This window comes from Microbacterium testaceum, from assembly GCF_003075375.1.
GTDB lineage: Bacteria > Actinomycetota > Actinomycetes > Actinomycetales > Microbacteriaceae > Microbacterium > Microbacterium testaceum_E.
In genome coordinates this window covers 30419-54921 of the sequence record NZ_QDFT01000001.1, presented here as the reverse complement: position 1 = coordinate 54921, position 24503 = coordinate 30419, and the positions used below count along the sequence as shown (strand labels likewise).

Below are 24503 nucleotides of genomic sequence, written 5' to 3'. Positions count from 1 at the left end.
TCAGAAGACGGACGGAAACCGCGGCCGCTCGGACGGATCCGAGCGACCGCGGTTTCGTGGAGATGCCTTACGGCGAGCTGGGCGAGGTGACCTCGAGCGAGCCCGAGACGATCTGCTCGCGCAGGGCCGAGAGCTCGTCGGTCAGACCGGCCGGCAGCGTGAACTTCGAGTTGAAGTCGGCCAGGCCGACGCCGTCGTTCTCGAGCGTGCCCACGTAGGGGGTCACGTCGAACTCGCCCTTGGCGGCCTGCGTCACCGCGTCGTACACGGCGGTGTCGATGCGCTTGAGGATCGAGGTGAGCACCAGGTCGGACACGTTCGGGTCGGCCTTGGCGAGGTCGGAGTCGACACCGAGCATGACGCTCTTCGAGCCGCTGTCGCGGATCGCGTCGGCGGCGCTGCTGTAGATCGGGCCACCGACGGGCAGGAGCACGTCGACACCCTGGTCGAGCAGACCCTGAGCGGCCTGCTTGGCGGCGTCGTTGGCGGCGAAGCCACCGGTGAACGAACCGTTCTGCGCGGCGACGTCCCAGCCGAAGGTCTGGACGTTGCCGCCCTTGTCCTCGTCGTACTTCTTGACGCCGTCGACGAAGCCGTCCATGAAGATGGTGACCGGCGGGATCGGGATGCCACCGACGGTGCCGACCTTGTTGACGCCGTTCTCGGCGGAGTAGGCGGCGGCGGCGTAGCCACCGAGGTAGGCGGCCTGGACCGTGTCGAACAGCAGCGGCTTGATGTTCGGGGCGTCGGTCTCACCGTTGTTGTCGGTGTCGGCGCGGTCGTCGATGATGGCGTACTGCAGGTTCGGGTTGGCCGTCGCCGAGGCCACGGTGTCGGCGCTCAGCTTGAAGCCGACGGCGACGATGAACGTGCAGCCCTCGGCCACGAGGTTCTCGAGGTTGGGTGCGTAGTCGTTCGCCGAGCTGGACTCGACGTCGATCGACTTGACGCCGAGCTCGGCGGCGGCCTTGTCGATGCCCTCCTTGGCGGACTGGTTGAACGAGCGGTCGTTCCAGCCACCGTCATCCGAGATGATGCAGGGGGTGAAGCCGTCGACGACGCTTCCTCCGGCCGCGCCGGACGCGCCGTTGCTCTCGGGTGCGGCGCCGCAACCGGCGAGCAGCGCAGCGGCGCCGATCATGGCGAGGCCGCTGACGACGGCCTTCTTCGTGGTCTTCACGAATGGTCCTCCAAAACGGATTCCCCCGACGGGTTCGGGGGACGATGCCGTCACGTTACCTACTGTGTCGCTCCGCTTGCGCCCCGAGAGGCCCTGCGCAGGCCAATGGTTACAAAGACGCAATCTCGCGTGATGCGCCCGCCACACGCGCGGGTCGAAGCGGGACTGGATGCCACGGAGTGTGGCATCCGGTGTCAGAGGACGTCGCCGCGGCCGGTGAGCTTGAGCGCGTCGACGACGCCCTTGACGCGCTGGGCGTTCTCGCTCGTCGTGACCAGCAGCGCGTCCGGGGTGTCGACCACGACGATGTCGCGCACGCCGATGAGGCTGATGACGCGCTTGGTCTGCGAGACGACGATGCCGCTCGAGGCGTCCGACAGCACGCGCGCGTCCTCGCCGAGGATCGCGAGCTCGTTGCGCCCGCCCGAGGAGTTGAGCTTGGACAGGCTGGCGAAGTCGCCGACGTCGTCCCAATCGAAGTGCCCCGGGATGACCGCGAGTCGGCCCTTCTCGGCGGCCGGCTCGGCGACCGAGTAGTCGATCGCGATCTTCTTCAGCTCCGGCCAGATGCGGTCGACGGCGGGGCCGCGGCGATCGCGGTCGTCCCACGCCTCGGCGAGCTCGAGGAGCCCCGCGTGCAGCTCGGGCTCGTTCACGGCGAGCTCGGCCAGCAGCACGTCGGCACGGGTGATGAACATGCCCGCGTTCCACAGGTACGAGCGGTCGGCGAAGTACTGCTTCGCGGTCTCGAGGTCGGGCTTCTCGACGAAGCGCTCGACCATGTACGCCTCGGGGGCGCCGTCGACGATCAGCTCGTCGGCCTGCTTGATGTACCCGAAGCCGACCGACGGCTCGGCGGGCTGGATGCCGATCGTGCAGATGTACCCGGCGCGGGCGACGGCGACGGCCTGGCGCACGGCGAAGTCGAACTGGCGCGTCTGGCGGATGACGTGGTCTGCGGCGAACGACCCGATGATGACATCGGGCTCGCGACGCACCAGGATCGCGGCGGCCAGGCCGATCGCGGCCGAGGAGTCGCGGGGTTCGGACTCGAGGAAGACGTTGTGGTCGGGGACGCCGGGCAGCTCCCGCTCGACCGCGGCGCGGTGCGCGCGCCCGGTGACGACCGCGATGCGGTCCTCTCCCGACAGCGGCGCGAGGCGCTCCCACGTGTCGCGCAGCAGCGTCTGCCCCGACCCGGTCAGGTCGTGCAGGAACTTGGGCGCGTCGGCGCGCGAGAGCGGCCAGAGGCGGCTCCCGATGCCCCCGGCGGGGATCACGGCGTAGAAGTCGTCGATAGCGAGGTCGGCCATGGCTTCGACCCTACTGCCCACGCCCTGGACACCCCGATCGGCCCCGGTCGACGAGAGAGTCGCGGCATCCCGGAACTATCTCGATATCGAGAGAGTCTTAGGACGGCCTAATCCCCGCGGTTCATAGGCCGGACGTAGTATTCAGGAGCGCCCGTGTGACGCTCGGGGCCTGTGCGGGCCCCCACACCGTGTTCGATCAGGGAGGACGACCGTGTCAGCACCAGCACGTGCCACGCCGTCGGTGAAGGAAACGACGTCGAAGAGGCCGCGCGGCACTCTCTACCGCGGTCGCGAGGGGATGTGGTCCTGGGTCCTGCACCGCATCACCGGTGTGGCGATCTTCTTCTTCCTGCTCGTGCACATCCTCGACACGGCGCTCATCCGCGTCTCGCCCGAGGCGTACGACGCCGTCATCGGCACGTACAAGAACCCGGTCATGGGTCTCGGCGAGGTCGCTCTGGTCGGCGCGATCGCCTACCACGCCTTCAACGGCCTGCGCATCATCCTGGTCGACTTCTGGCCCTGGGCCACCCGCCACCAGCGTCAGCTCTGGTGGGGCGTGCTCGGCCTCTGGGTCGTCACCATGGCGGGCTTCACCCCGCGCCACCTGATCAACGTCTTCAGCGCCGTCACCGGGAGCCACTGATGTCCGTCGCCCAAGAAGCCGCCACGATCCCCGCCCCGCGTACGCCCAGCGTCCGCAAGAAGGGCTCCAACCTCGAGAAGTGGGGCTGGATCTACATGCGCGCCTCCGGCGTGCTGCTGATCGTCCTGATCTTCGGCCACCTGTTCGTCAACCTGATGACGGGCGACGGCATCCACCAGATCGACTTCGCGTTCGTCGCGGGCAAGCTCGCCTCGCCGTTCTGGCAGTGGTGGGACGTGCTGATGCTGTGGCTCGCGCTGATCCACGGCGCCAACGGCATGCGCACGATCGTCAACGACTACGTCACGAACGCCAGGATCCGCACCATCCTGGTCGGTTCGCTGTGGGTGTCGGCCGGGTTCCTGATCCTGCTCGGCACGCTCGTCGTCTTCACGTTCGACCCCTGCCTCGGCGTGACCGAGAGCAGCTCCCTGTGGGACGTGTGCCAGGCGGCGTGAGCCGGCGGCATCCCTTCTTTCCCCTGACAGCAGAGGTATTGCACACGTGAGCACTCAGACCAGCTCGGACTCGATCGTCAAGGACGGCGTCCACTACCACCAGTTCGACGTCGTCATCGTCGGCGCCGGCGGTGCCGGCATGCGCGCCGCCATCGAGGCGGGCCCCGGCGCCAAGACGGCCGTCATCTCGAAGCTGTACCCCACCCGCTCGCACACGGGTGCGGCGCAGGGCGGTATGGCCGCGGCCCTCGCCAACGTCGAAGAGGACTCCTGGGAGTGGCACACCTTCGACACCATCAAGGGCGGCGACTACCTCGTCGACCAGGATGCCGCCGAGATCCTCGCCAAAGAGGCCATCGACGCCGTCATCGACCTCGAGAACATGGGCCTGCCGTTCAACCGCACGCCCGAGGGCAAGATCGACCAGCGTCGCTTCGGCGGCCACACGGCCGACCACGGCAAGACGCCCGTGCGCCGCGCGTGCTACGCCGCCGACCGCACCGGCCACATGATCCTGCAGACGCTGTTCCAGAACTGCGTCAAGCTCGGCATCAACTTCTTCAACGAGTTCTACGTGCTCGACCTGATCACGGTGAAGGATGCCGCGGGCAAGACCCAGATCGCCGGCGTCGTCGCCTACGACCTGGCCACGGGTGAGCTGCACGTCTTCCAGTCCAAGGCCGTCGTCTTCGCGACCGGTGGCTTCGGCAAGATCTTCAAGACCACCTCGAACGCGCACACCCTCACCGGTGACGGCGTCGGCATCGTGTGGCGCAAGGGCCTGCCGCTCGAGGACATGGAGTTCTTCCAGTTCCACCCGACCGGCCTGGCCGGTCTCGGCATCCTGCTCACCGAGGGTGCCCGCGGTGAGGGCGCGATCCTGCGCAACGCCAGCGGCGAGCGGTTCATGGAGCGGTACGCCCCCACCATCAAGGACCTCGCCCCGCGCGACATCGTCGCGCGCTGCATGGTCCAAGAGGTGGCCGAGGGACGCGGCGCGGGCCCCCACCGCGACTACGTGCTGCTGGACTGCACGCACCTGGGCGCCGAGGTGCTCGAGACCAAGCTCCCCGACATCACCGAGTTCGCCCGCACGTACCTGGGCGTCGACCCGGTCGTCGAGCCCGTGCCGGTCATGCCGACCGCGCACTACGCGATGGGCGGCATCCCCACCAACATCAAGGCCGAGGTGCTCGCCGACAACGACACCGTCGTCCCGGGTCTGTACGCCGCCGGCGAGTGCGCGTGCGTCTCGGTGCACGGCTCGAACCGCCTGGGCACCAACTCGCTGCTGGACATCAACGTCTTCGGAAAGCGCGCCGGACGCAACGCGGTCGAGTACGTCAAGACCGCCGAGTTCGTGCCGCTCCCCGAGGACCCCGCCGCCGAGGTGCGCGGTCTCATCGAGAGCCTGCGCAACAACACCGGTACCGAGCGCATCGCGGTGCTGCGCAAGACCCTGCAGGACGAGATGGACAAGGGCGCGCAGGTCTTCCGCACGCACGAGTCGCTGTCGAAGGTCCTGGACGTCATCGCCGACCTGCGCGAGCGCTACAAGAACATCCACGTCGACGACAAGGGCAAGCGGTTCAACACCGATCTGCTCGAGGCCGTCGAGCTCGGCTTCCTGCTCGACCTCGCCGAGGTCGTCGTCTACTCGGCGCAGAACCGCGAAGAGAGCCGTGGCGGTCACATGCGCGACGACTTCCCCACGCGCGACGACGAGAAGTACATGCAGCACACCATGGCGTACCTGTCGGGCGACCCGCACTCGTCGCACCCCGCCGACCACATCGAACTCGGTTGGAAACCCGTCGTGTTCACCAAGAACGAGGCCGGGGAGCTGCGCTACCCGCCGCTGGAGAGGAAGTACTGAGATGGCATCCACCGTCATCGAGCAGGTCGACACCTCGGAAGAGGTCGAGCAGACTCCTGAGGACACCGGCATCCAGTCGTTCCTCGTCACCTTTAACATCCGCCGCTTCGACCCCGAGGTCGACGACGAGCCCCGCTGGGTCGACTACGACGTGGAGCTGTACTCCACCGACCGCGTGCTCGACGCCCTGCACAAGATCAAGTGGGAGGTCGACGGCTCGCTGTCGTTCCGCCGCTCGTGCGCGCACGGCATCTGCGGGTCCGACGCGATGCGCATCAACGGCCGCAACCGCCTGGCCTGCAAGACGCTGATCAAGGATCTCGACATCTCGCAGCCGATCTACGTCGAGGCGATCAAGGGCCTGCCGCTCGAGAAGGACCTCATCGTCGACATGGAGCCGTTCTTCGCCTCCTACCGCGAGGTCCAGCCCTTCCTCATCTCGAACTCCAAGCCCGAGGCGGGCAAGGAGCGCGTGCAGTCGATCGTCGACCGCGAGGTCTTCGACGACACCACCAAATGCATCCTGTGCGCCGCGTGCACCTCGTCGTGCCCCGTGTTCTGGACCGACGGGCAGTACTTCGGCCCCGCCGCGATCGTGAACGCGCACCGCTTCATCTTCGACTCCCGCGACGACGCCGGCGACGTGCGTCTGGACATCCTCAACGACAAAGAGGGCGTGTGGCGCTGCCGCACCACCTTCAACTGCACCGAGGCGTGCCCCCGCGGCATCGAGGTCACCAAGGCCATCGCCGAGGTCAAGCAGGCCGTCCTGCGCGGCGGTCGCTGACCAACACTCTCGAACGGCGGGGGCGCTCCGGTGCCCCCGCCGTTCGGCGTTCCCGGCGTTCTCCGCCGAAACGACAGGATCTGGCGGTTCACGCGGCGAAGAACGGGGACGGATGCCGGGGGCGGGTGGCATCCATTCATTAGGCTTTCCGAGTGACCGACGCGACCTCCGATCCGCGACCGCTGCCCGCGGTGCGCGACGACGAGACGACGCTGCGCGATCGGCTCAGCGAGGCGCAGTCCGCCGTGCGCGGCCGACTGGACCAGCCGATCGCTCGTGCGGCGCGGATCGCGCAGTGGTTCCCGATCCGCGTGTGGCGGCACTTCCTGCAGCACAACGGTTTCCTGCTCGCCGCAGGGATGAGCTACCAGGGCTTGTTCGCCGTCTTCTCGGCGCTGTACCTCGCGTTCGCGGGGGTCGGCATCTGGCTGGGCGGCAGCCGAGCGGCGGTCGACGGGCTCATCCGCATCGTCAACGGCTACATCCCCGGGCTCATCAGCGCCCACGGCCTGGTCAAACCCGAACAGGTGGAGGCCGCCACGCAAGAGAGCGGGCGACTGCTCACCATCACCGGTGGCGTCGCCGCCGTGGTGGTCATCTGGACCGCCATCGGTTTCGTCACCTTCACGCGACGCGCGGTGCGCGACACGTTCGGTCTGCCGTTCGACATGCGCAACTACGTGATGCTCAAGGCGCGCGACTTCCTCGCGTCGATCCTCTTCGGCATCGCGCTGCTGATCGGCGCCCTGCTCGGATCGATCACCACGGGCGCGGTCGACCTGGTCTTCGGTCTCATCGGCTGGGACAGAGAGACGCTGGGATGGTCGGTGGGCGCACGCCTCATCTCGATCGTCGTGGCGTTCGGGGTCAACACGGTCGCGCTGGCGTCGCTCTTCCGCTTCCTGACCGGCACCACCCTCACCTGGCGACGGGCCTGGCCGGGCGCGGTGGTCGGGGCGATCGGCATGGTGGTGCTGCAGATCGGTGCGGGCTTCCTGTTCGTGTACACCCCGTCCAATCCGCTGCTGTCGACGTTCACGGTGCTGATCGGCTTCCTGCTGTGGTTCCGCTTCATCGGGATCGTCATCCTGGTGTCGGCGGCGTGGATCGCCGTGGCCGCGGGCGATCGCGACGTCCCCCTGCGCTCCCCCGAGGACCGTCGTGCGATGGAGCAGGCGGCGCTGGTCATCGCGGCACAGGTCGGGGTGCGCGACGCCGAGAAGCAGCTCGCGCTCTCGCGCTGGCCGTGGCGCTGGCGCGCGCGCCGACGCCTGGCGGCCGCCGAGAAGACCCTGGCTCGCGCCGAGGCCGACGTGCCCGCGCCGCGTCGGATGTCGCTCATCCCCGACTGAGCGGGGCCCCGACCCGGTGTCGGAGGTCGCGGCTAGGCTCGTGGGGTGGCTCGCTCCGTACGCATCGTCTCGATCAACGTCAACGGCATCCGTGCCGCCGTCCGCAAGGGCATGACCGAATGGCTCGATGCCGCGGGAGCCGACATCGTGGCCCTGCAAGAGGTCCGCGCCACCGCAGAGCAGCTCGCCGAGGCCCTGCCCGGCTGGCAGATCGTCAACGACGAGGCCCTGCAGAAGGGGCGCGCGGGCGTCGCGATCATCAGCCGCCTGCCCGGCGTCGAGACGCGCACGCACCTGGGTCCCGAGCCCCTCGACGCCTCGGGCCGGTGGATCGAGACCGACTTCGACATCGACGGCGAGACCCTCACCGTCGTCAGCGCCTACGTGCACAGCGGCGAGGTCGACACCCCCAAGCAGGATGCGAAGTGGCTCTTTCTGGATGCCATGGAGCGTCGGCTGTCCACGTTGAGCGCCGAGCGCGAACTGGCTCTGGTCGTCGGGGACCTCAACGTCGGCCACCGCGAGCTCGACATCAAGAACTGGCGCGGCAACCGCAAGAACGCGGGGTTCCTGCCGCGCGAGCGCGCCTACTTCGACCGCTTCTTCGGCCCCGCGGGCGAGCAGGTCGAGGGCGTCGACGGCTCGACCGGCACGGGTCTCGGCTGGGTCGACGTCGGCCGCCGCGCCATGGGCGAGGTCGACGGCCCGTACACGTTCTGGTCCATGCGCGGCAAGGCGTTCGACACCGACAGCGGGTGGCGCATCGATTACCACGTCGCCACCCCGGCCCTGGCCGAGCGCGTCACCTCGTACGCCGTCGAGCGGGCGCCGTCCTACGACACCCGCTGGAGCGATCACGCCCCGGTCATCGTCGACTACACGCTCGGCACCTGACCCGGCGGCGGTCCGGGTGGCGCGCGCCGCCTAGGATCGAACGGTGACCACCGAGCGCCTCTACTCCGGAATGCAGCCCTCCGCCGACAGCCTCCAGATCGGCAACTACATCGGGGCCCTGCTGCAGTGGCGCGACCTGCAGGACGAGTACGACGCCTTCTTCTCGGTCGTCGACCTGCACGCCCTCACCCAGCCCGGCGATCCCGCCGAACGTCGCGAGAAGACCCGCCGCACCGCCGCCCAGTACATCGCCGCCGGCATCGAGCCGTCGCGCTCGACGCTGTACGTGCAGTCGCACGTGCCCGCGCACGCCGAGCTGCAGTGGGTGCTGTCGACCCTGACCGGCTTCGGCGAGGCGGGGCGCATGACCCAGTTCAAGGACAAGTCGGCACGGTACGGCACGGATGCCACCAACGTCGGACTCTTCACCTACCCGGTGCTGATGGCCGCCGACATCCTGCTGTACCAGACCGACGTCGTGCCCGTCGGTGACGACCAGAAGCAGCACATCGAGCTGACGCGCGACCTCGCAGAGCGCTTCAACCAGCGGTACGGTCAAACCTTCACGGTGCCCAAGCCCGTCATCCAGCGCGAGACGGCCCGCATCTACGACCTGCAGAACCCGACCTCGAAGATGTCGAAGTCGGCCGAATCCGACGCGGGCGTGCTGTGGCTGCTCGATGACCCCAAGGTCAGCGCGAAGAAGATCATGCGGGCCGTGACCGACTCCGAGGGCGCGGTGCGTTTCGACCGCGACGAGAAGCCCGGCGTCTCGAACCTGCTCGTCATCTACTCGGCCCTCACCGGCCGCGAGATCACGGCCATCGAGGACGAATACGCCGGCCGCGGCTACGGCGACTTCAAGAAGGGCCTCGCCGAGGTCGTCGTGAGCGAGTTCGAGCCGGTGCGCGCGCGGGCCCTCGAGCTGCTCGACGACCCCGCCGAGCTGGACCGGGTGCTGGCCGTCAACGCCGGGCGGGCGGCATCCGTCGCCGAGAAGACCCTCTCGGACGTCTACGACCGCATCGGACTGCTGCGCCGCGGCTGATCCGCCCGCCTGACGGCGGGTTCGCCCGCGCCGCGGCAGAACCGGGCGCGCACGAAACTCGGAGAAGCGCACGAAATTCGGAGAACCCAGCCTGGAACGTCCGAGATCGGCGCATTGCTCCGAGTTACGGGCGACGACCGCCGGCTCGGCCGGGCGGGGCCGGCGCTAGGGTGACCGAATGCACGCCGAGACCCTGCGCACCGCCCGCCTCGAGCTGTCGGCTCCGCTCGATGCCGACGCCCCCGCGATCCATGCGGAGTGCCAGGATGCCGCGATCCAGCGGTTCACGACGGTCCCCTCGCCATACCGGCTCACCGATGCCGAGACGTTCGTCGAGCTGACGCGCGCCTGGTGGGACGAGGGGTCGGAGGCGACCTGGGCGATCCGGCTCGAGGAGCGGCTCGTCGGCATGGTCGGCCTGGCGAAGCTGCCGAGCGGCGCGCCCGAGATCGGGTACTGGGTGTCGTCGCGCGTGCGGGGGCAGGGTGTCGCGACCGAGGCGGCGCGCGCGGTGGTCGAGTGGGGCTTTTCACCGGCGCGTCCCGCGCTCGCGCGCATCGAGTGGCGCGCCGTGGTGGGCAACGTCGGATCCGCCCGCGTCGCCCGTGCGCTGGGATTCAGGTACGAGGGGCTGCTGCGCCAGGCGGGGGTCAACGCGTTCGGGCGCTCCGACATGTGGGTGGGCGGACTGCTGCGCGACGACGACCGCGCGCCGCAACCGTGGCCCGTGGGATGACGCGGCGCAAGTCCCGCCCGCGATGTCGGGGGTGCGTGGCACCATGGCGGCATGCCGGAGATGCCTGAGGTCGAGGGACTCGTCGAGTTCTTGCGGGGTCGCATCACGGGGCTGCGCATCGACAAGGCCACCGTGTCGGCGATCAACGCCCTGAAGACCTACGATCCGCCGCTGACCGCGCTGGTCGGGACGACCGTCGTGGGCGTCGAGCGGCACGGCAAGTTCGTCGACGTCGCGACCGAGGGTGGCATCCATCTGATCTTCCACCTCGCCAAGGCGGGATGGCTGCGGTGGTACGACGCCCTGCCCGCCACCGTGATCAAGCCGGGCAAGACCCCGATCGCGCTGCGCGTCGGCTTCGACGACGGCGCGGGTTTCGACCTCACCGAGGCCGGCACCAAGAAGTCGCTCGCCGTGTACGCGGTCCGCTCCCCCGACGAGGTGCCGGGGATCGCCCGCCTCGGTCCCGATCCGTTGAGCCCGGGTTTCGACCGCGCGGCCTTCGGGGCGCTGCTCGAGGGCCGCCGCACGCAGATCAAGGGCGTGCTGCGCGACCAGTCGATCATCGCGGGGGTCGGCAACGCCTACTCCGACGAGATCCTGCACGTGGCCAAGATGTCGCCGTACGCGCTCGCGGCGAACCTCTCGGCCGAAGAGGTCGATCGCCTCTTCGCCGCGATGACCGCCACGCTCGCCGAGGCGATCACCGAGGCGCGGGGTAAGCCGCCCGCCGACCTCAAAGACGCCAAGCGGCGCGGCATGCGCGTCCACGGTCGGCGCGGCGAGGCGTGCCCGGTGTGCGGCGACGAGGTGCGCAGCGTCTTCTTCGCCGACAACTCCCTCGAGTACTGCCCCACCTGTCAGACCGGCGGCAAGCTCCTGGCCGACCGGCGCCTGTCGCGGCTGCTGAAGTAGCCGGGGGACGCACCCGGGACTGCAGCGGGTGGCCACCACGTACCACGAAACGTCGCCAGATGACGGGGAATGAAACCGGCTGATGCACGTTGACTACACTTCGAAGTGCAACAACGTGCTCCGGGGTCGGTGAGAATCCGAACCGGCGGTGACAGTCCGCGAACCCCTCCGCGAAGCGGTGGGGCCGATCCGGTGGAACTCCGGAACCGACGGTGATGCGAGGGTCCGCCCGCGCTAGTCCGGATAGGAGGCAGCACGGACGGCGCGTCGCGCCTTCCCGCTGACCCTGCCCCGACTTCGCGGGAAGGACAGGGAAATGGCATCCGCCGTCGAGATCGACGCCATGCGGCGAGCGCTGCAGCTCGCCCGGCGCGGCCCGCGCGGGCTCAACCCGCAGGTGGGTGCCGTCATCCTCTCGACCGATGGCGATGTCCTGGCCGAGGGGTACCACCGCGGGGCGGGAACCGCCCACGCCGAGGTCGACGCCCTCTCGCGACTCGCCCCCGGTGCCGCCCGCGGAGCGACCGCCGTCGTCACCCTCGAGCCCTGCAACCACACCGGCCGAACCGGCCCCTGCGCCCTCGCCCTGATCGAGGCCGGCGTCGCCCGCGTGGTCTACGCCCTCGATGACCCCACCGACGCGGCGTCCGGCGGGGCCGACAGACTGCGCGCGGCCGGAGTCGACGTCGAGTCGGGAGCCGAGGCCGCCGCGGCCGAGGAGGTCGTCCACGACTGGGTGCATCTGCAGCGCACGGGCCGCCCGCGGGTGACGGTCAAGTGGGCGCAGAGCCTCGACGGCCGGGCCGCCGCCGACGACGGGTCGAGCCAGTGGATCACCGGTCCCGCCGCCCGCCGAGACGTGCACGACCGTCGCGCGCAGGCCGACGCGATCGTCGCCGGCACCGGCACGGTCCGCTCCGACGACCCCGCCCTGACGGCGCGCGCGGCCGACGGCTCGCTGCTCGACGCGCAGCCGATGCCCGTCGTCATCGGCGAGAGCGAGACGGCTCCGGATGCCGCCGTGCGCCGCCACCCGCGCGACCCGCTGTTCTACGCGACGCACGACCTGCACGCGGTGCTCGCCGATCTGGCCGAGCAGGGCGTGCAGCGCGTGTTCGTCGAGGGCGGTCCGACCCTCGCGAGCGCCTTCGTGCGCGAGGGCCTGGCCGACGAGCTGCTGGTGTACGTCGCCCCCGTCCTGCTGGGCGGTTCGCGCCTGGCGCTCGGCGACCTGGGCGTGCCCACGATCGACGCCGCGCGGCGGTTGGACGTGGCATCCCTGCAGACCCTCGGCGACGACCTGCTGATCGTCGCCGTCCCCCGCCCGAGCGGCCACGAGACCGCCGGTACCCACGAGAACAGAGGAGAAGCCTGATGTTCACCGGAATCGTCGAAGAGATCGGCGCCGTCACCGCCGTCGAACCGTCCGGCGACGGCGTCCGCCTCACCCTGCGCGCGCCGCTGTCGGTGTCGGATGCCGGCCACGGCGACTCGATCTCGGTCAGCGGCGTGTGCCTGACCGTGGTCGACCAGGGCGAGGACTGGTTCACCGCCGACGTCATGAAGCAGACCCTCGACATGTCGACGCTCGCCGACGTCGCCCCCGGACGCGCGGTCAACCTCGAACGGGCCACGGCCGCGCACGGGCGCCTGGGCGGCCACATCGTGCAGGGCCACATCGACGGCACCGGGACCGTGCGCGAGGTGCGGCCGGGTGCGCAGTGGAGCGTCGTGCGGGTCGGCATCCCGGCCGTCCTGGCCCCGCTGGTGGTCGACAAGGGCTCCATCGCGATCGACGGCGTCTCGCTGACGGTCAGCGCGGTGAGCCCCGTCGAAGAGCCCGAGCCGTGGCTGGAGGTCTCGCTCATCCCCGAGACGCTCGCCGCCACGACCCTGGGTCGCGCCGAGGCCGGGACGCCCGTGAACCTCGAGACCGACATCCTCGCCCGCCACGTGCAGCGCATGCTCGCCTTCCGTACGACAGAGAACCCCGCGGCCGCGGCCGCGCAGACCGAGAGGGGCTCCGCATGAGCCTGTCCACCATCCCCGAGGCCCTCGAGGCCCTGCGCCAGGGCCGGCCGATCCTGGTCGCCGACGACGAGAACCGCGAGAACGAGGGCGACGTCATCCTCTCGGCGCAGCTCGCCACCCCCGAGTGGCTCGCGTGGACCGTGCGCTGGTCGAGCGGCTACGTCTGCGCGCCGATGCCCGCCGAGTGGGCCGACCGTCTGGACCTGCCGCCGATGGTCGAGGTCAACCAGGACGCCCGCGGCACCGCGTACACGGTGAGCGTCGACGCCGCGTCGGGCGTGACCACCGGCATCAGCGCCGCCGACCGCGCCCACACCCTGAGCGTGCTGGCCGACCCCGCGTCGGTGCCGACCAGCCTCATCCGCCCCGGTCACGTTCTGCCCCTGCGCGCGGTGGACGGCGGCGTGCGCGAGCGCGCCGGGCACACCGAGGCCGCGGTCGATCTCATGCGGCTCGCGGGGCTCGAGCCGGTCGGCGCGATCGCCGAGGTCGTCGCCGAGGACGGCAGCATGATGCGCCTGCCCGGGCTGTTCGAGCTCGGCGAGCGCGACGGCATCCCGGTCATCACCATCGAGCAGCTCGTCGCCCACCTGAACGAGACCGACCCGCTGCCGGCGACGGCCGCACCCCGGCGCCGCGTGAGCCTGCGCGCGGAGTCGAACGTGCCCACCTCGCACGGGACCTTCCGCTTCCTCGCGTACAAGGACCGCGTCACCGGCACCGATCACCTGGCCGTGGTCTCGGGCGACCTCACCGAGCAGGCTCCCCTCGTGCGCGTGCACTCGGAGTGCCTGACCGGCGAGGCGTTCGGTTCGCTCAAGTGCGAGTGCGGTCCGCAGCTGGAGGCCGCCCTCGACACGATCGACCGCGACGGCGGCATCGTCATCTACATGCGCGGACACGAGGGGCGCGGCATCGGCCTCATCAACAAGCTGCGCGCCTACAACCTGCAGGAGCGCGGAATGGACACGGTGGATGCCAACCTCGCCCTGGGTCTGCCCGCCGACGCGCGCGACTACGCCGCCGCCGCCGGCATCCTCACCGACCTGGGCGTCGAGAAGGTGCGCCTGCTGACCAACAACACCGACAAGGTCGCGCAGCTGCGCGGCTTCGGCCTGGACGTCGTCGAGCAGGTTCCTCTGCTCGTGGGCGTGGGACCCAACAACCACCAGTACCTCGAGACGAAGCGCGACCGCATGGGTCACATCATCGCCGAGGACGACCTGCGCGACGCCCTCGCGCACATGAAGGAAGAGAGCGCCTGATGGCCGGTAGTGGAGCACCCGAGACCGGTGGCGTCGACGCCTCGGGCCTGAACGTCGTCGTCATCGCCGGCACCTGGCACGAGGTCATCACCGACGGTCTGATCGCCGGCGCGAAGCGCGTGCTGGATGCCACCGGAGCGACCTACCGCGTGGTGCGCGTGCCCGGATCGTTCGAGCTGCCCGTCGCCGCCCGCGCGGCGTTCGAGGGCGGGGCCGACGCGGTGGTCGCCCTCGGCGTGATCATCCGCGGTGGCACGCCGCACTTCGAGTTCGTCTCGTCGGCGGCCACGGACGGCCTGACCCGCGTCGCCCTGGATGCGGGCAAGCCCGTGGGCTTCGGCGTGCTCACCCTCGAGGACGAACAGCAGGGCCTGGACCGTGCGGGCCTCGAGGGCTCGAAAGAGGACAAGGGCGAGGAGGCCGCGGACGCGGCGATCCGCACCGCCCTGGTGCTGCGCGACCTGCGCGGCTGAGGCCCGTCCTTCGACAGGCTCAGGAACCACCCGCCGAGGTGGCTGAGCCTGTCGAAGCCGTCGGAACCCGCGGTGAGGCCCCCCTTGCTGGCGCCGAGGGGACGGCATCCCTACCCTGACGGGTATGGAGATCCTGCGGAACGTCGTCGTCCTCGTCCACCTCGTCGGTTTCGCCATCCTTTTCGGCGCCTGGGTCGTCGAAGCCGCTGCGCGCCGCATCCGCGTGACCCGGTTGATGAACGTCGCCCTCGCGATCTCCCTGCTGACCGGCCTGATCCTGTCGGCTCCGTGGGGCCTGGACCACGACCTGAACTACGCCAAGATCGGGATCAAGCTGGTCGTGCTGATCGTGATCGGCGCCCTGCTGGGCATCGGCTCGGCCCGCCAGAAGCGCAACGGGTCGCTCTCTCCCGCGATCTTCTGGCCCATCGGCATCCTCACGCTGCTCAACGCCGCCCTCGCGGTGATCTGGCGCTGATCGCGACGATCGGCGGGCCCTCAGCCGGCGCATAGACTGGAGGGTCTAAACGTCCCCCACTCGGGGACGTCGCCGGTGCCTCCGCCCGTGCGCTCCCTCACCACCACCCTCGTGACTGCGGCGCACCACCGCTGCGCCCCATCCCGGACGCGATTGCAGAATCCTCTCGTCAGGCAGTCATGACCACCTCATCCCCCTCCACCCGCTCGACCTCCGGCGCACCGGCGAACCCGCGCTCGCGCGTCATCACCGCGAGCCTCATCGGCACCACGATCGAGTTCTACGACTTCTACGCGTACGCCACCGCGGCGGTGCTGGTCTTCCCGATCCTCTTCTTCCCGACCGGCAACGAGACGACCTCGCTGCTGCTGTCGTTCAGCGTGTTCGGCGCCGCCATGGTCGCGCGCCCCCTGGGCGCCGTGGTCTTCGGCCACTTCGGCGACCGCTTCGGACGCAAGGCCACGCTCGTGGCATCCCTTCTCACCATGGGTGTGGCGACGTTCCTCATCGGATGCCTGCCGACCTTCAACGAGATCAACGTCTGGGCCGCGGTGCTGCTGCTGATCATGCGCCTCGCGCAGGGCTTCGCGCTCGGCGGCGAATGGTCGGGCGCGGCGCTGGTCGCCACCGAGAACGCCCCCACGGGCAAGCGCGCCCTGTTCGGCACGTTCCCGCAGCTGGGTGCGCCGATCGGCTTCATCATCGCCAACACGGTCTTCCTCGTGATCAACTTCGCCCTGCCGCACCCCGACGGCACCGCCCAGCGGTCGGCGGAGTTCCTCTCGTGGGGCTGGCGCGTGCCGTTCCTGTTCTCGGCGATCATGGTGATCGTCGGCCTCTACGTGCGCCTCAAGCTCGTCGAGAGCGAGTCCTTCGCCAAGGCCGAGAAGAGCGGCGCGATCCGCAAGTTCCCGCTGGGCGAGGTCATCCGCCGCAACGGGAAGCAGCTCATCCTCGGCACGTTCATCATGCTCGCGACCTACGTGCTCTTCTACCTGATGACCAGCTTCACCCTGTCGTACGGCACCAAGCCGACGGTCGAGGGGGCGGCCGCCGCGGCCGAGAAGGCGGGCACCGCGTTCGACGCCGCCGCCTACGTCCCCGGTCTCGGCTTCGGGTACACCGACTTCGTCATCATGCAGATCATCGGCGTCGTCTTCTTCGGTGTCTTCACGATGCTGTCCGGCCCCGTCGCGGACGCGATCGGACGCAAGCGCCTGCTGATCGGCGTGACCGTCGGCATCATCGTCTTCGGCCTGCTGTTCTCGGTCTTCCTGCTGCCCGCGGCCGACCCGAAGTTCACGGGCGCCCTCGTGCAGGCGTTTCTGGTGTTCGGCTTCCTGCTGATGGGGGCGACCTTCGGGCCGATGGGCGCCGTGCTGCCCGAGCTGTTCCCCACCAACACCCGCTACACCGGATCGGCGATCTCGTACAACGTGTCGTCGATCCTGGGCGCGGCTCTCGCGCCCCTCGTCGCGGTCGCCCTGTGGGCCGCGGGCGACGGCAACCCGTGGCTGGTGGGTTTGTACCTGTCGGCGATGGGCGTGCTGACGCTGATCGCGCTGGTGCTGTCCCCCGAGACCAAGGACGTCGACTACGACGACAACATCGCCGCCGGAGCCACCGCGCCGTAAGCGCAGCTCTTCTCGGCATCGGATGCCACGGGGCCTCGGCCTCGTGGCATCCGTCGTTCCGGCGGCGCGACGCGGCCGATGGCGGCGGCGTCGGGAGGTACGGTCGAAGTACCCCGATCCCTTTCCCGAGGATGAGCATGTCCGTTCCCGCTCCCGCGCGCGGTCGGCGCGGCCGCCGCGCGCCCGAAGGCCCGCGCGCCTCGTTCCGTCAACTGCTGCCGTTCCTCCTCGAGCACAAGCGCACGCTCGTCGTCGTCGCCGTGCTCAGCGTGCTCGGCGCGGGCGCCACCCTCGCCCAACCCCTCGTCGTCGGGCAGGTCATCACCCGGGTGCAGAACAGCGTGCCGCTGGGCGCACTGGTCTGGTTGCTGGTCGGCTTCGTGGTGCTGTCGTCACTGATCTCGGGTTGGCAGCACTACCTGCTGCAGCGCACCGGCACCGCCGTGGTGTTCTCGAGCCGCCGCCGGCTCATCGCGCGCATCCTGCGTCTGCCCATCAGCGAGTTCGACGCCCGCCGCACCGGCGACCTCGTCTCGCGCGTCGGCACCGACACGACGCTGCTGTACGCGGTGCTCACGCAGGGATTCGCGGATGCCGTGGGCAACACCCTCATCCTCGTCGGCGCGGTCATCGCGATGGCGTTCATCGACCCCCTGCTGCTCGCGCTCATCGTCGTGGTCGTCGGCGCCTCTCTCGCCGTGGTCGTCCTGCTGAGCACGCGGATCCGGGCGGCCTCCGCCGAGCAGCAGCAGAAGGTGGGCGAGCTGTCGTCGGGCGTCGAGCGGGCGGTCGGGTCGATCCGCACGATCCGCGCCGCGGGTGCCACCGAGCGCGAGGTCGCCGCCGTCACCGAGAACGCGACGGCCGCCTACGCCGCGGGCGTGCGCATCGCGCGGGTGTCGGCATTCATCGTGCCGATCGCCTTCGTCGCTCTGCAGGTCTCGCTGCTCGTCGTGCTCGGCGTGGGCGGGTACCGGGTGGCATCCGGAGCCATCGACGTCGCCTCTCTCGTGACGTTCGTCATCTTCCTCTTCCTGCTCGTGCAGCCCCTGGCCTCGGCGATCGGGGCGATCACCTCGGTCAATCAGGCCCTCGGCGCGCTCGGACGCATCCAAGAGGTGCTCGATCTGCCGCTCGAGGCGGACGGCGACCGAGCCGGTTCGACCCCCTCTGTTCCGGATGCCGCGGCCCTGGCGTTCCGCGAGGTGCACTTCCGCTACCCCGACCACGTCGTGAAGGCGCGCGAGGCCGCCGCGGCCGAGGCGCGCTCGGTGCTCGCGCAGGTGCACCTCGAGCCCGCGGCGGAAGACGACGCCGCCGGGGTCGTCGAGGACGACCGCGAGGTGCTGCGCGGGGTGTCGTTCGAGGTCCGGCGCGGTGCGCGCGTGGCGCTGGTCGGGCCGTCCGGGGCCGGCAAGAGCACGATCCTCTCGCTCGTCGAGCGCTTCTACGACCCCACCGAGGGTGCGATCCTCGTCGACGGCGTCGACGCTCGCGACCTCGCGCGCGACGACCTGCGGGCGCGCTTCGGCTACGTCGAGCAGGACGCCCCGACCCTCGCGGGAACCATCGCCGACAATCTGCGGCTCGCGACCCCCGATGCCACGGACGCAGACTGCGAGCGGGTGCTGCGGGCGGTCAACCTGGGCGACGTCCTCGCCCGCAGCCCCCTCGGCGTCGACGCTCCCGTCGGCGAGGACGGCGTGATGCTCTCGGGCGGAGAGCGCCAGCGCCTCGCGATCGCCCGTGCCCTGCTGGCCGCTCCCCCGGTGCTGCTGCTCGACGAGTCGACGTCGTCGCTCGACGGCGTCAACGAGCAGCGCATGCGCGAGGCCATCGACGCGGTCGCCGCGGGCCGGACGCTGCTGGTCATCGCGCACCGGCTGTCGACGGTCGTCGACAGCGACCTCATCGTCGTCCTCGACAAGGGACGGGTCGTGGGCCAGGGCACGCACAGCGAGCTCGTGGCATCCACTCCCCTCTACCGCGACCTCGCCAAGCACCAGCTGCTCGTCTGACCGCGCGGGTCGCTCGCTCCCGGCGGGTCGCTCGCGACGGGCCGTGAGACTGCGTCCCGCTGACGAGTCGGTTGCAGAATGTCGCTGAGTTGTCAGCCGGATGCAGTCTCGCGTGCACAGGGCGGGCGCGGGCGGGCGCAGGACGGGCACGAGCGCAGGCGGGCGGGCACGGGCACGGGCGCGGGCGCCGCGCACGCGCGACGACGCCCCTCCCGCGCGCCAAGAACGGGAGGGGCGTCGAGTCACGGCCCGCCCGCCCGCGACACGGCGGGCGGACGGGAGCGGTCAGTCGCGCGTGAGGCGGTACCGCAGCGACGCGAGCTCGGCACGCAGGGCGGCCGGCAGGTGGGTTCCAAAGGTGTCGTAGAACTCCTCGGTCAGATCGGCCTCGGCGAGCCACGAGTCGCGGTCGATCGAGAACAGCTCCTCGAGGTCGGCGGCCGGCAGGTCGAGGCCCGACAGCTCGAGGTCCTCGACGCGGGGCAGGCGTCCGATCGGGCTGTCCACGGCATCCACCTGTCCATCCACACGGCGGATGATCCAGTCGATGACGCGCGCGTTGTCGCCGAACCCGGGCCACAGGAATCGGCCGTCGTCGCCCTTGCGGAACCAGTTGACCTGGAAGATGCGGGGCGCGCGGTCGAAGCGCAGCTTCTGGCCGACCTCGAGCCAGTGGCCGAAGTAGTCGCCCATGTTGTATCCGCAGAACGGCAGCATCGCGAACGGGTCGCGGCGCAGCTCGCCGACCGTGCCCTCTTGCGCCGCGGTCTTCTCGCTCGACACCGTGGAGCCGAGGAAGACGCCGTGCGACCAGTCCGTCGCCTCGAGCACGAGCGGGACGTTCGTGGCGCGGCGACCGCCGAACAGGATCACGTCGAGCGGAACGCCCTCGGGGGCCTCCCAGTCCTCGGCGATCTGGGGGCACTGCGCGGCACCGACGGTGAAGCGCGAGTTGGGGTGCGCGGCGGGGCGACCCGACGCGGGCGTCCAGGGCTTGCCCTCCCAGTCGATGAGCTGCGGCGGCGCCTCGTCGGTGAGCCCCTCCCACCACACGTCGCCGTCGGGACGCAGGGCGACGTTCGTGAAGATCGTGTTGCCCCACAGCGTCTCGATCGCGGTGACGTTGGTCGACTCGCCCGTACCGGGTGCGACGCCGAAGAAGCCGGCCTCGGGGTTGATCGCCCACAGGCGTCCGTCCTCGCCCGGGCGGATCCAGGTGATGTCGTCGCCGAGGGTCTCGACGCGCCAGCCGGGGATGGTGGGGCGCAGCATGGCGAGGTTGGTCTTTCCGCACGCCGAGGGGAAGGCGGCGGCGACGTGGTAGGCCTTGCCGGCAGGGTCGATCACGCGGATGAGCAGCATGTGCTCGGCGAGCCAGCCCTCGTCGCGACCGATGACCGAGGCGATGCGCAGGGCGAAGCACTTCTTCGCCAGGATCGCGTTGCCGCCGTAGCCCGAGCCGAACGACCAGACCTCGAGAGTGTCGGGGAAGTGGACGATGTACTTCTCGTCGTTGCACGGCCAGGCGACGTCCGCCTCGCCCGGGGCCAGCGGCGCTCCGACCGAGTGCACGGTCTTGACCCACGGCGCACCCGCCGCGATCCGCTCGGTGACGGCGGTGCCGACGCGGGTCATCACGCCGATGGATGCCACGGCGTAGGCGCTGTCGGTGATCTGCACGCCGATGTGGCTGAGGGGTCCCCCGACGGCTCCCATCGAGAACGGGACGACGTACATCGTGCGCCCGCGCATCGAGCCCTTGAAGACGCCGTTCAGCGTCTCGCGGATCTCGGCGGGGGCGATCCAGTTGTTCGTGGGTCCGGCATCCTCTTCGCGCTCCGACGCGATGTAGGTGCGCGACTCGAGACGGGCCACGTCGCCGGGGTGCGAGCGGGCCAGGTACGAGCCGGGACGCCACTCGGGGTTGAGCTTGATGAGCTTGCCCTCGTCGACCATCTCGCGCAGCAGCGCGTCGTTCTCGGCGGCCGAGCCGTCGACCCAGTGGATGCGGTCGGGCTGCGTGAGGGCGGCGACTTCGTCGACCCAGGCGGTGAGAGCGGCCAGACCCGGACCCTCGACGGCCGGCTTCACGCCGTAACCGGGGCCGACGGGGGCGGCGGGAGCCGCGGCGGCGCGGCCGGTGGTGCGGGACGTGAAGATGTCGGCGAGTGCCATGTCGTTCTCCTCGGTGGGGAGTCAATTCGGTGGTCTTCCCCCATGGTGCGGGCATTCGCACGCCTCTTTCGAGGGTTTATCCGTGTAAGAAGTTCGAATCTTTCGATATGGTCAAGGAATGGCGTCGTCCTTCGAACTCACCACCTTGGGCCACCGCATCCGGCATCACCGCCTCGCCCGCGGTTACACCCTCGACGAACTCGGCGCCCTGGTCGGCGTCGCCGGCAGCCAGCTGAGCCTCATCGAGAACGGCAAACGCGAGCCGAAGCTCTCGCTCCTGCAGGAGATCGCCCGCGCGACCGAGACCGAGGTCGCCGAGCTGCTCTCTCAGGAACCCCCCAATCGCCGCGCCGCCCTCGAGATCGAGCTCGAGAAGGCGCAGACCAGCCCGTTCTTCCGCCAGCTCGGCATCCCCCCGGTCAAGGTCAGCAAGGGCACCAGCGACGACACCATCGAGGCCGTCCTGGGCCTGCACCGCGAACTGCAGCGCCGCGAGCGCGCGACCATCGCCAGTCCCGAAGAAGCGCGCCGCGCCAACACCGAACTGCGTCTGCGCATGCGCGGCATCGCCAACCACCTGCCCGAGATCGAGCGCCTCGCCGAGAAGCAGCTCAAGGCCGCCGGCCATTCGACCGGCGCCCTCACCCACCGCACCGTCAGCATCATGGCCGAGCAGCTGGGCTTTGAGCTCATCTACGTCAGCGACCTGCCGCACTCGGCACGGTCGGTGACCGACCTCGAGAACGGCCGCATCTACCTTCCTCCCGCCTCGATCCCCGGCGGTCACGGCCTGCGCTCGATGGCGCTGCAGGCGATGGCGCACCGCCTGCTCGGTCACCGCCCACCCACCGACTACGCCGACTTCCTGCAACAGCGCCTCGAGATCAACTACTACGCCGCCTGCTGCCTCATGCCCGAGACGAGCTCGGTCGCCTTCCTCGCGCAGGCGAAGAAGGATCGCAACCTCGCGGTCGAGGACTTCCGCGACGCGTTCGGCGTGACCCATGAGGCCGCCGCGATGCGCATGACCAATCTGATGACGACGCACCTCGGCATCCATCTGCACTTCCTGCGCGTGGACGGCGACGGAGCCATCTCGCGCGTCTACGAGAACGACGGGCTGCCGCTGCCCACCGACGTCACCGGCAGCGTCGAGGGGCAGATCGTGTGCAAGAAGTTCTCGGCGCGCTCCGCCTTCTCGGAGCACAACCGCACGACCGAGCACTACCAGTACACCGACACCCCGGCGGGGACGTTCTGGTGCTCCACGCAGACCGGGACCACGAGTGACGGTGATTTCTCGATCACCGTGGGCGTGCCGTTCGACGACGCGCGGTGGTTCCGCGGCCGCGAGACCGTGACGCGCGGCATCTCGCACTGCCCCGACGAGTCGTGCTGCCGACGCCCCGACACCGAGGCCGCCGCGCGCTGGCAGGGCAAGGCGTGGCCGAGCGCGCGCGTGCACCGGCACATGTTCTCGCCGCTGCCGCGCGGCATGTTCCCCGGCGTCGACGACGCCGAGGTCTTCGCGTTCCTCGACCGTCACGCCGACGGCTGACGCCGCACCCGCGTGAGGCGCCCTCGACGCTCGGCACGGGCCGGGGGCGACACGCTCTGGCGACTCGCGCGCGGGGGACGGAACGACGGATGCCACGACCCCGGGCCCTCGTGGGGCGCCGGGGTCGTGGCATCCGGTGTCTTACGCGTAGGGATTGGCCGTCAGCGTGTACTTCGTCTGCATGTACTCGTGGATGCCCTCGTCGCCGCCCTCGCGGCCGAGGCCGGACTGCTTCCAGCCGCCGAAGGGCGCCGCGGCGTTGGAGACGACGCCGACGTTCAGGCCCATCATCCCGGTCTCGAGCTTGTCGATCATGCGCTGACCGCGCGCGAGCGACTCGGTGAAGACGTACGAGACCAGGCCGTACTCGGTGTCGTTGGCGATGCGCACCGCGTCGTCCTCGTCGTCGAAGGGGACGATCGCGAGCACCGGTCCGAAGATCTCCTCGCGCAGGATGTCGCTGCCCGGCTGCACGTCCGACACCACGGTCGGCTCGAAGAAGGTTCCGGGGCCGTCGACGGGCGAGCCGCCGGTGGTCACCGTGGCGCCGCGCTCGACGGCATCCCCGACGAGGGTCTTGGCCTTGTCGACCGCGCGGTCGTCGATCAGGGGGCCGATCTGCACGCCGTCCTCGGTACCGCGGCCGATCTTCAGGCCCTGCACGCGCTCGGTGACCCGGCGGGTGAACTCCTCGACGACGCTGCGCTGGACGATGAAGCGGTTGGCCGCGGTGCAGGCCTGGCCGATGTTGCGGAACTTGGCGAGCATCGCGCCCTCGACGGCCTTGTCCATATCGGCGTCCTCGAACACGACGAAGGGGGCGTTTCCGCCGAGCTCCATCGAGGTGCGCAGCACCCCGGGGGCCGCCTGCTGCAGGAGCTTCACGCCGACCGGAGTCGAACCCGTGAACGAGAGCTTGCGCAGGCGGGGGTCCGAGATGATGCGCTCGGACACGGGGCCGGTGTTGGTCGTGGTGACGACGTTGACGACGCCGGCGGGGAGGCCGGCATCCTGCAGGATCTGCGCGAAGAACAGGGTCGTGAGGGGGGTCAGCGTCGCGGGCTTGATCACGACGGTGCAGCCGGCGGCGAGCGCGGGCGCGATCTTGCGGGTGGCCATCGCGAGCGGGAAGTTCCACGGCGTGATCAGGTAGCAGGGACCCACGGGGTGCTGCGAGACGATCATGCGCCCGGTGCCCTCGGGATTTGCGCCGTAACGGCCCTGGGTGTGGGCGGTGACCTCGCTGAACCAGCGCAGGAACTCGCCGCCGTAGCCGACCTCGCCGCGGGCCTCGGCGAGGGGCTTTCCCATCTCGAGGGTCATGAGCAGCGCGATGTCCTCTTTGCGCTCCTGCAGCAGGTCGAACGCCCGGCGCAGGATCTCGGCGCGCTCGCGCGAGGGGGTCGCCGCCCACGACGGGAACGCGTCGGCCGCGGCATCCATCGCCGCGACGCCGTCGTCGATGCTCGCGTCGGCGATCTCGTGGATGACCTCACCGGTGGACGGGTCGTTCACGGCGACGGTCTTGCCGCCCTCGGCCGCGCGCCACTCCCCGTTGATCAGCAGGCCGGTGGGTACGGATGCCAGCAGCTCGCTCTCGCGCGAATCGGTCATGAATCCTCCTGGATCGATGCGGTGTCTGCGCCCATTCTTCTCGCGGCGATGG

Annotated in this window: 21 protein-coding genes and 1 riboswitch; of the genes, 17 read left to right on the top strand and 4 right to left on the bottom strand. The window is 70.1% G+C overall.

What is annotated here, in order from left to right; translation table 11 throughout:
• Positions 1-67: 67 nt before the first annotated feature.
• Both DC432_RS00235 and DC432_RS00230 read right to left on the bottom strand, forming a co-directional pair.
• Positions 68-1141 (bottom strand): BMP family lipoprotein, encoded by a 1074-nt coding sequence (locus tag DC432_RS00235; RefSeq protein ID WP_108320643.1) that lies wholly within the window; start codon positions 1139-1141, stop codon positions 68-70.
• Positions 1142-1374: 233 nt separating this feature from the next.
• Positions 1375-2493, bottom strand: coding sequence for a mannose-1-phosphate guanylyltransferase (locus tag DC432_RS00230; RefSeq protein WP_116536178.1), 1119 nt, complete (start codon positions 2491-2493; stop codon positions 1375-1377).
• 211 nt (positions 2494-2704) lie between these two features.
• On the opposite strand from DC432_RS00230, the gene sdhC reads away from it, so the two are divergent.
• The 16 genes from sdhC to DC432_RS00150 all read left to right on the top strand — a co-directional run bounded on the left by sdhC (position 2705) and on the right by DC432_RS00150 (position 19104).
• Positions 2705-3139 carry a succinate dehydrogenase, cytochrome b556 subunit gene (sdhC, locus tag DC432_RS00225; protein ID WP_108320627.1) on the top strand — a complete coding sequence of 145 codons (435 nt, stop codon included), beginning with the start codon at positions 2705-2707 and terminating at the stop codon, positions 3137-3139.
• Positions 3139-3597 (top strand): succinate dehydrogenase hydrophobic membrane anchor subunit, encoded by a 459-nt coding sequence (locus DC432_RS00220; protein WP_116536177.1) that lies wholly within the window; start codon positions 3139-3141, stop codon positions 3595-3597. Before sdhC ends, DC432_RS00220 begins: the two co-directional genes overlap by 1 nt.
• A 46-nt stretch (positions 3598-3643) precedes the next feature.
• A complete protein-coding gene (gene sdhA, locus DC432_RS00215; protein WP_116536176.1) occupies positions 3644-5473 on the top strand; it encodes a succinate dehydrogenase flavoprotein subunit in 1830 nt (609 codons plus the stop codon).
• 1 nt (position 5474) lies between these two features.
• Positions 5475-6260 (top strand): succinate dehydrogenase iron-sulfur subunit, encoded by a 786-nt coding sequence (locus tag DC432_RS00210; RefSeq protein WP_116536175.1) that lies wholly within the window; start codon positions 5475-5477, stop codon positions 6258-6260.
• Between the two features lie 152 nt (positions 6261-6412).
• A complete protein-coding gene (locus DC432_RS00205) occupies positions 6413-7612 on the top strand; it encodes a YihY/virulence factor BrkB family protein (protein ID WP_116536174.1) in 1200 nt (399 codons plus the stop codon).
• Between the two features lie 45 nt (positions 7613-7657).
• On the top strand, positions 7658-8506 hold the full coding sequence (locus DC432_RS00200; RefSeq protein WP_116536173.1) for an exodeoxyribonuclease III: 849 nt from the start codon (positions 7658-7660) through the stop codon (positions 8504-8506).
• 43 nt (positions 8507-8549) lie between these two features.
• The gene (gene trpS, locus DC432_RS00195) at positions 8550-9554 is read left to right on the top strand and encodes a tryptophan--tRNA ligase (RefSeq protein ID WP_116536172.1); all 1005 of its coding nucleotides are present in this window, start codon (positions 8550-8552) and stop codon (positions 9552-9554) included.
• 178 nt (positions 9555-9732) lie between these two features.
• Complete coding sequence (locus DC432_RS00190; RefSeq protein ID WP_116536171.1) at positions 9733-10290, top strand: GNAT family N-acetyltransferase; 558 nt, start codon at positions 9733-9735, stop codon at positions 10288-10290.
• 51 nt (positions 10291-10341) lie between these two features.
• Positions 10342-11205: an Fpg/Nei family DNA glycosylase gene (locus tag DC432_RS00185; protein WP_116536170.1), complete on the top strand. Its 864-nt coding sequence runs from the start codon at positions 10342-10344 to the stop codon at positions 11203-11205.
• A 112-nt stretch (positions 11206-11317) separates the two neighbouring features.
• Positions 11318-11465, top strand: a riboswitch (FMN riboswitch).
• A 56-nt stretch (positions 11466-11521) separates the two neighbouring features.
• Complete coding sequence (ribD, locus tag DC432_RS00180; protein WP_116536169.1) at positions 11522-12580, top strand: bifunctional diaminohydroxyphosphoribosylaminopyrimidine deaminase/5-amino-6-(5-phosphoribosylamino)uracil reductase RibD; 1059 nt, start codon at positions 11522-11524, stop codon at positions 12578-12580.
• Positions 12580-13236, top strand: a complete 657-nt coding sequence (locus DC432_RS00175) for a riboflavin synthase (RefSeq protein ID WP_116536168.1) — start codon at positions 12580-12582, stop codon at positions 13234-13236. Before ribD ends, DC432_RS00175 begins: the two co-directional genes overlap by 1 nt.
• A complete protein-coding gene (ribA, locus tag DC432_RS00170) occupies positions 13233-14501 on the top strand; it encodes a GTP cyclohydrolase II (protein WP_116536167.1) in 1269 nt (422 codons plus the stop codon). The genes DC432_RS00175 and ribA overlap by 4 nt, the downstream gene beginning before the upstream one ends.
• Positions 14501-14974 (top strand): 6,7-dimethyl-8-ribityllumazine synthase, encoded by a 474-nt coding sequence (gene ribH, locus DC432_RS00165; protein ID WP_108317677.1) that lies wholly within the window; start codon positions 14501-14503, stop codon positions 14972-14974. Before ribA ends, ribH begins: the two co-directional genes overlap by 1 nt.
• Before the next feature lie 124 nt (positions 14975-15098).
• Positions 15099-15452 carry a Fe-S protein gene (locus DC432_RS00160; RefSeq protein WP_116536166.1) on the top strand — a complete coding sequence of 118 codons (354 nt, stop codon included), beginning with the start codon at positions 15099-15101 and terminating at the stop codon, positions 15450-15452.
• Between the two features lie 179 nt (positions 15453-15631).
• Positions 15632-17086 (top strand): MFS transporter, encoded by a 1455-nt coding sequence (locus tag DC432_RS00155; protein WP_116536165.1) that lies wholly within the window; start codon positions 15632-15634, stop codon positions 17084-17086.
• Between the two features lie 137 nt (positions 17087-17223).
• A complete protein-coding gene (locus tag DC432_RS00150) occupies positions 17224-19104 on the top strand; it encodes an ABC transporter ATP-binding protein (protein ID WP_116536164.1) in 1881 nt (626 codons plus the stop codon).
• Between the two features lie 285 nt (positions 19105-19389).
• Here DC432_RS00150 and DC432_RS00145 read toward each other — a convergent pair whose 3' ends face one another.
• Positions 19390-21279, bottom strand: coding sequence for a phosphoenolpyruvate carboxykinase (GTP) (locus tag DC432_RS00145; RefSeq protein WP_207770710.1), 1890 nt, complete (start codon positions 21277-21279; stop codon positions 19390-19392).
• Between the two features lie 118 nt (positions 21280-21397).
• On the opposite strand from DC432_RS00145, the gene DC432_RS00140 reads away from it, so the two are divergent.
• Positions 21398-22837, top strand: coding sequence for a helix-turn-helix transcriptional regulator (locus DC432_RS00140; RefSeq protein WP_116536163.1), 1440 nt, complete (start codon positions 21398-21400; stop codon positions 22835-22837).
• A 141-nt stretch (positions 22838-22978) separates the two neighbouring features.
• Here DC432_RS00140 and DC432_RS00135 read toward each other — a convergent pair whose 3' ends face one another.
• Positions 22979-24451, bottom strand: a complete 1473-nt coding sequence (locus DC432_RS00135; protein WP_108317835.1) for an NAD-dependent succinate-semialdehyde dehydrogenase — start codon at positions 24449-24451, stop codon at positions 22979-22981.
• Between the last annotated feature and the right edge of the window lie 52 nt (positions 24452-24503).

Excerpts from the sequence above, each read along its gene's own strand:
- ribH (WP_108317677.1), top strand. The coding sequence starts at position 14,501 with ATGGCCGGTAGTGGAGCACCCGAGACCGGTGGCGTCGACGCCTCGGGC.
- DC432_RS00140 (WP_116536163.1), top strand. The coding sequence starts at position 21,398 with ATGGCGTCGTCCTTCGAACTCACCACCTTGGGCCACCGCATCCGGCAT.
- ribD (WP_116536169.1), top strand. The coding sequence starts at position 11,522 with ATGGCATCCGCCGTCGAGATCGACGCCATGCGGCGAGCGCTGCAGCTC.
- DC432_RS00155 (WP_116536165.1), top strand. The coding sequence starts at position 15,632 with ATGACCACCTCATCCCCCTCCACCCGCTCGACCTCCGGCGCACCGGCG.
- DC432_RS00150 (WP_116536164.1), top strand. The coding sequence starts at position 17,224 with ATGTCCGTTCCCGCTCCCGCGCGCGGTCGGCGCGGCCGCCGCGCGCCC.
- DC432_RS00145 (WP_207770710.1), bottom strand. The coding sequence starts at position 21,279 with ATGGCACTCGCCGACATCTTCACGTCCCGCACCACCGGCCGCGCCGCC.
- DC432_RS00210 (WP_116536175.1), top strand. The coding sequence starts at position 5,475 with ATGGCATCCACCGTCATCGAGCAGGTCGACACCTCGGAAGAGGTCGAG.
- DC432_RS00185 (WP_116536170.1), top strand. The coding sequence starts at position 10,342 with ATGCCGGAGATGCCTGAGGTCGAGGGACTCGTCGAGTTCTTGCGGGGT.
- DC432_RS00235 (WP_108320643.1), bottom strand. The coding sequence starts at position 1,141 with ATGATCGGCGCCGCTGCGCTGCTCGCCGGTTGCGGCGCCGCACCCGAG.
- ribA (WP_116536167.1), top strand. The coding sequence starts at position 13,233 with ATGAGCCTGTCCACCATCCCCGAGGCCCTCGAGGCCCTGCGCCAGGGC.
- DC432_RS00190 (WP_116536171.1), top strand. The coding sequence starts at position 9,733 with ATGCACGCCGAGACCCTGCGCACCGCCCGCCTCGAGCTGTCGGCTCCG.
- DC432_RS00230 (WP_116536178.1), bottom strand. The coding sequence starts at position 2,493 with ATGGCCGACCTCGCTATCGACGACTTCTACGCCGTGATCCCCGCCGGG.
- DC432_RS00220 (WP_116536177.1), top strand. The coding sequence starts at position 3,139 with ATGTCCGTCGCCCAAGAAGCCGCCACGATCCCCGCCCCGCGTACGCCC.
- DC432_RS00135 (WP_108317835.1), bottom strand. The coding sequence starts at position 24,451 with ATGACCGATTCGCGCGAGAGCGAGCTGCTGGCATCCGTACCCACCGGC.
- DC432_RS00175 (WP_116536168.1), top strand. The coding sequence starts at position 12,580 with ATGTTCACCGGAATCGTCGAAGAGATCGGCGCCGTCACCGCCGTCGAA.
- DC432_RS00160 (WP_116536166.1), top strand. The coding sequence starts at position 15,099 with ATGGAGATCCTGCGGAACGTCGTCGTCCTCGTCCACCTCGTCGGTTTC.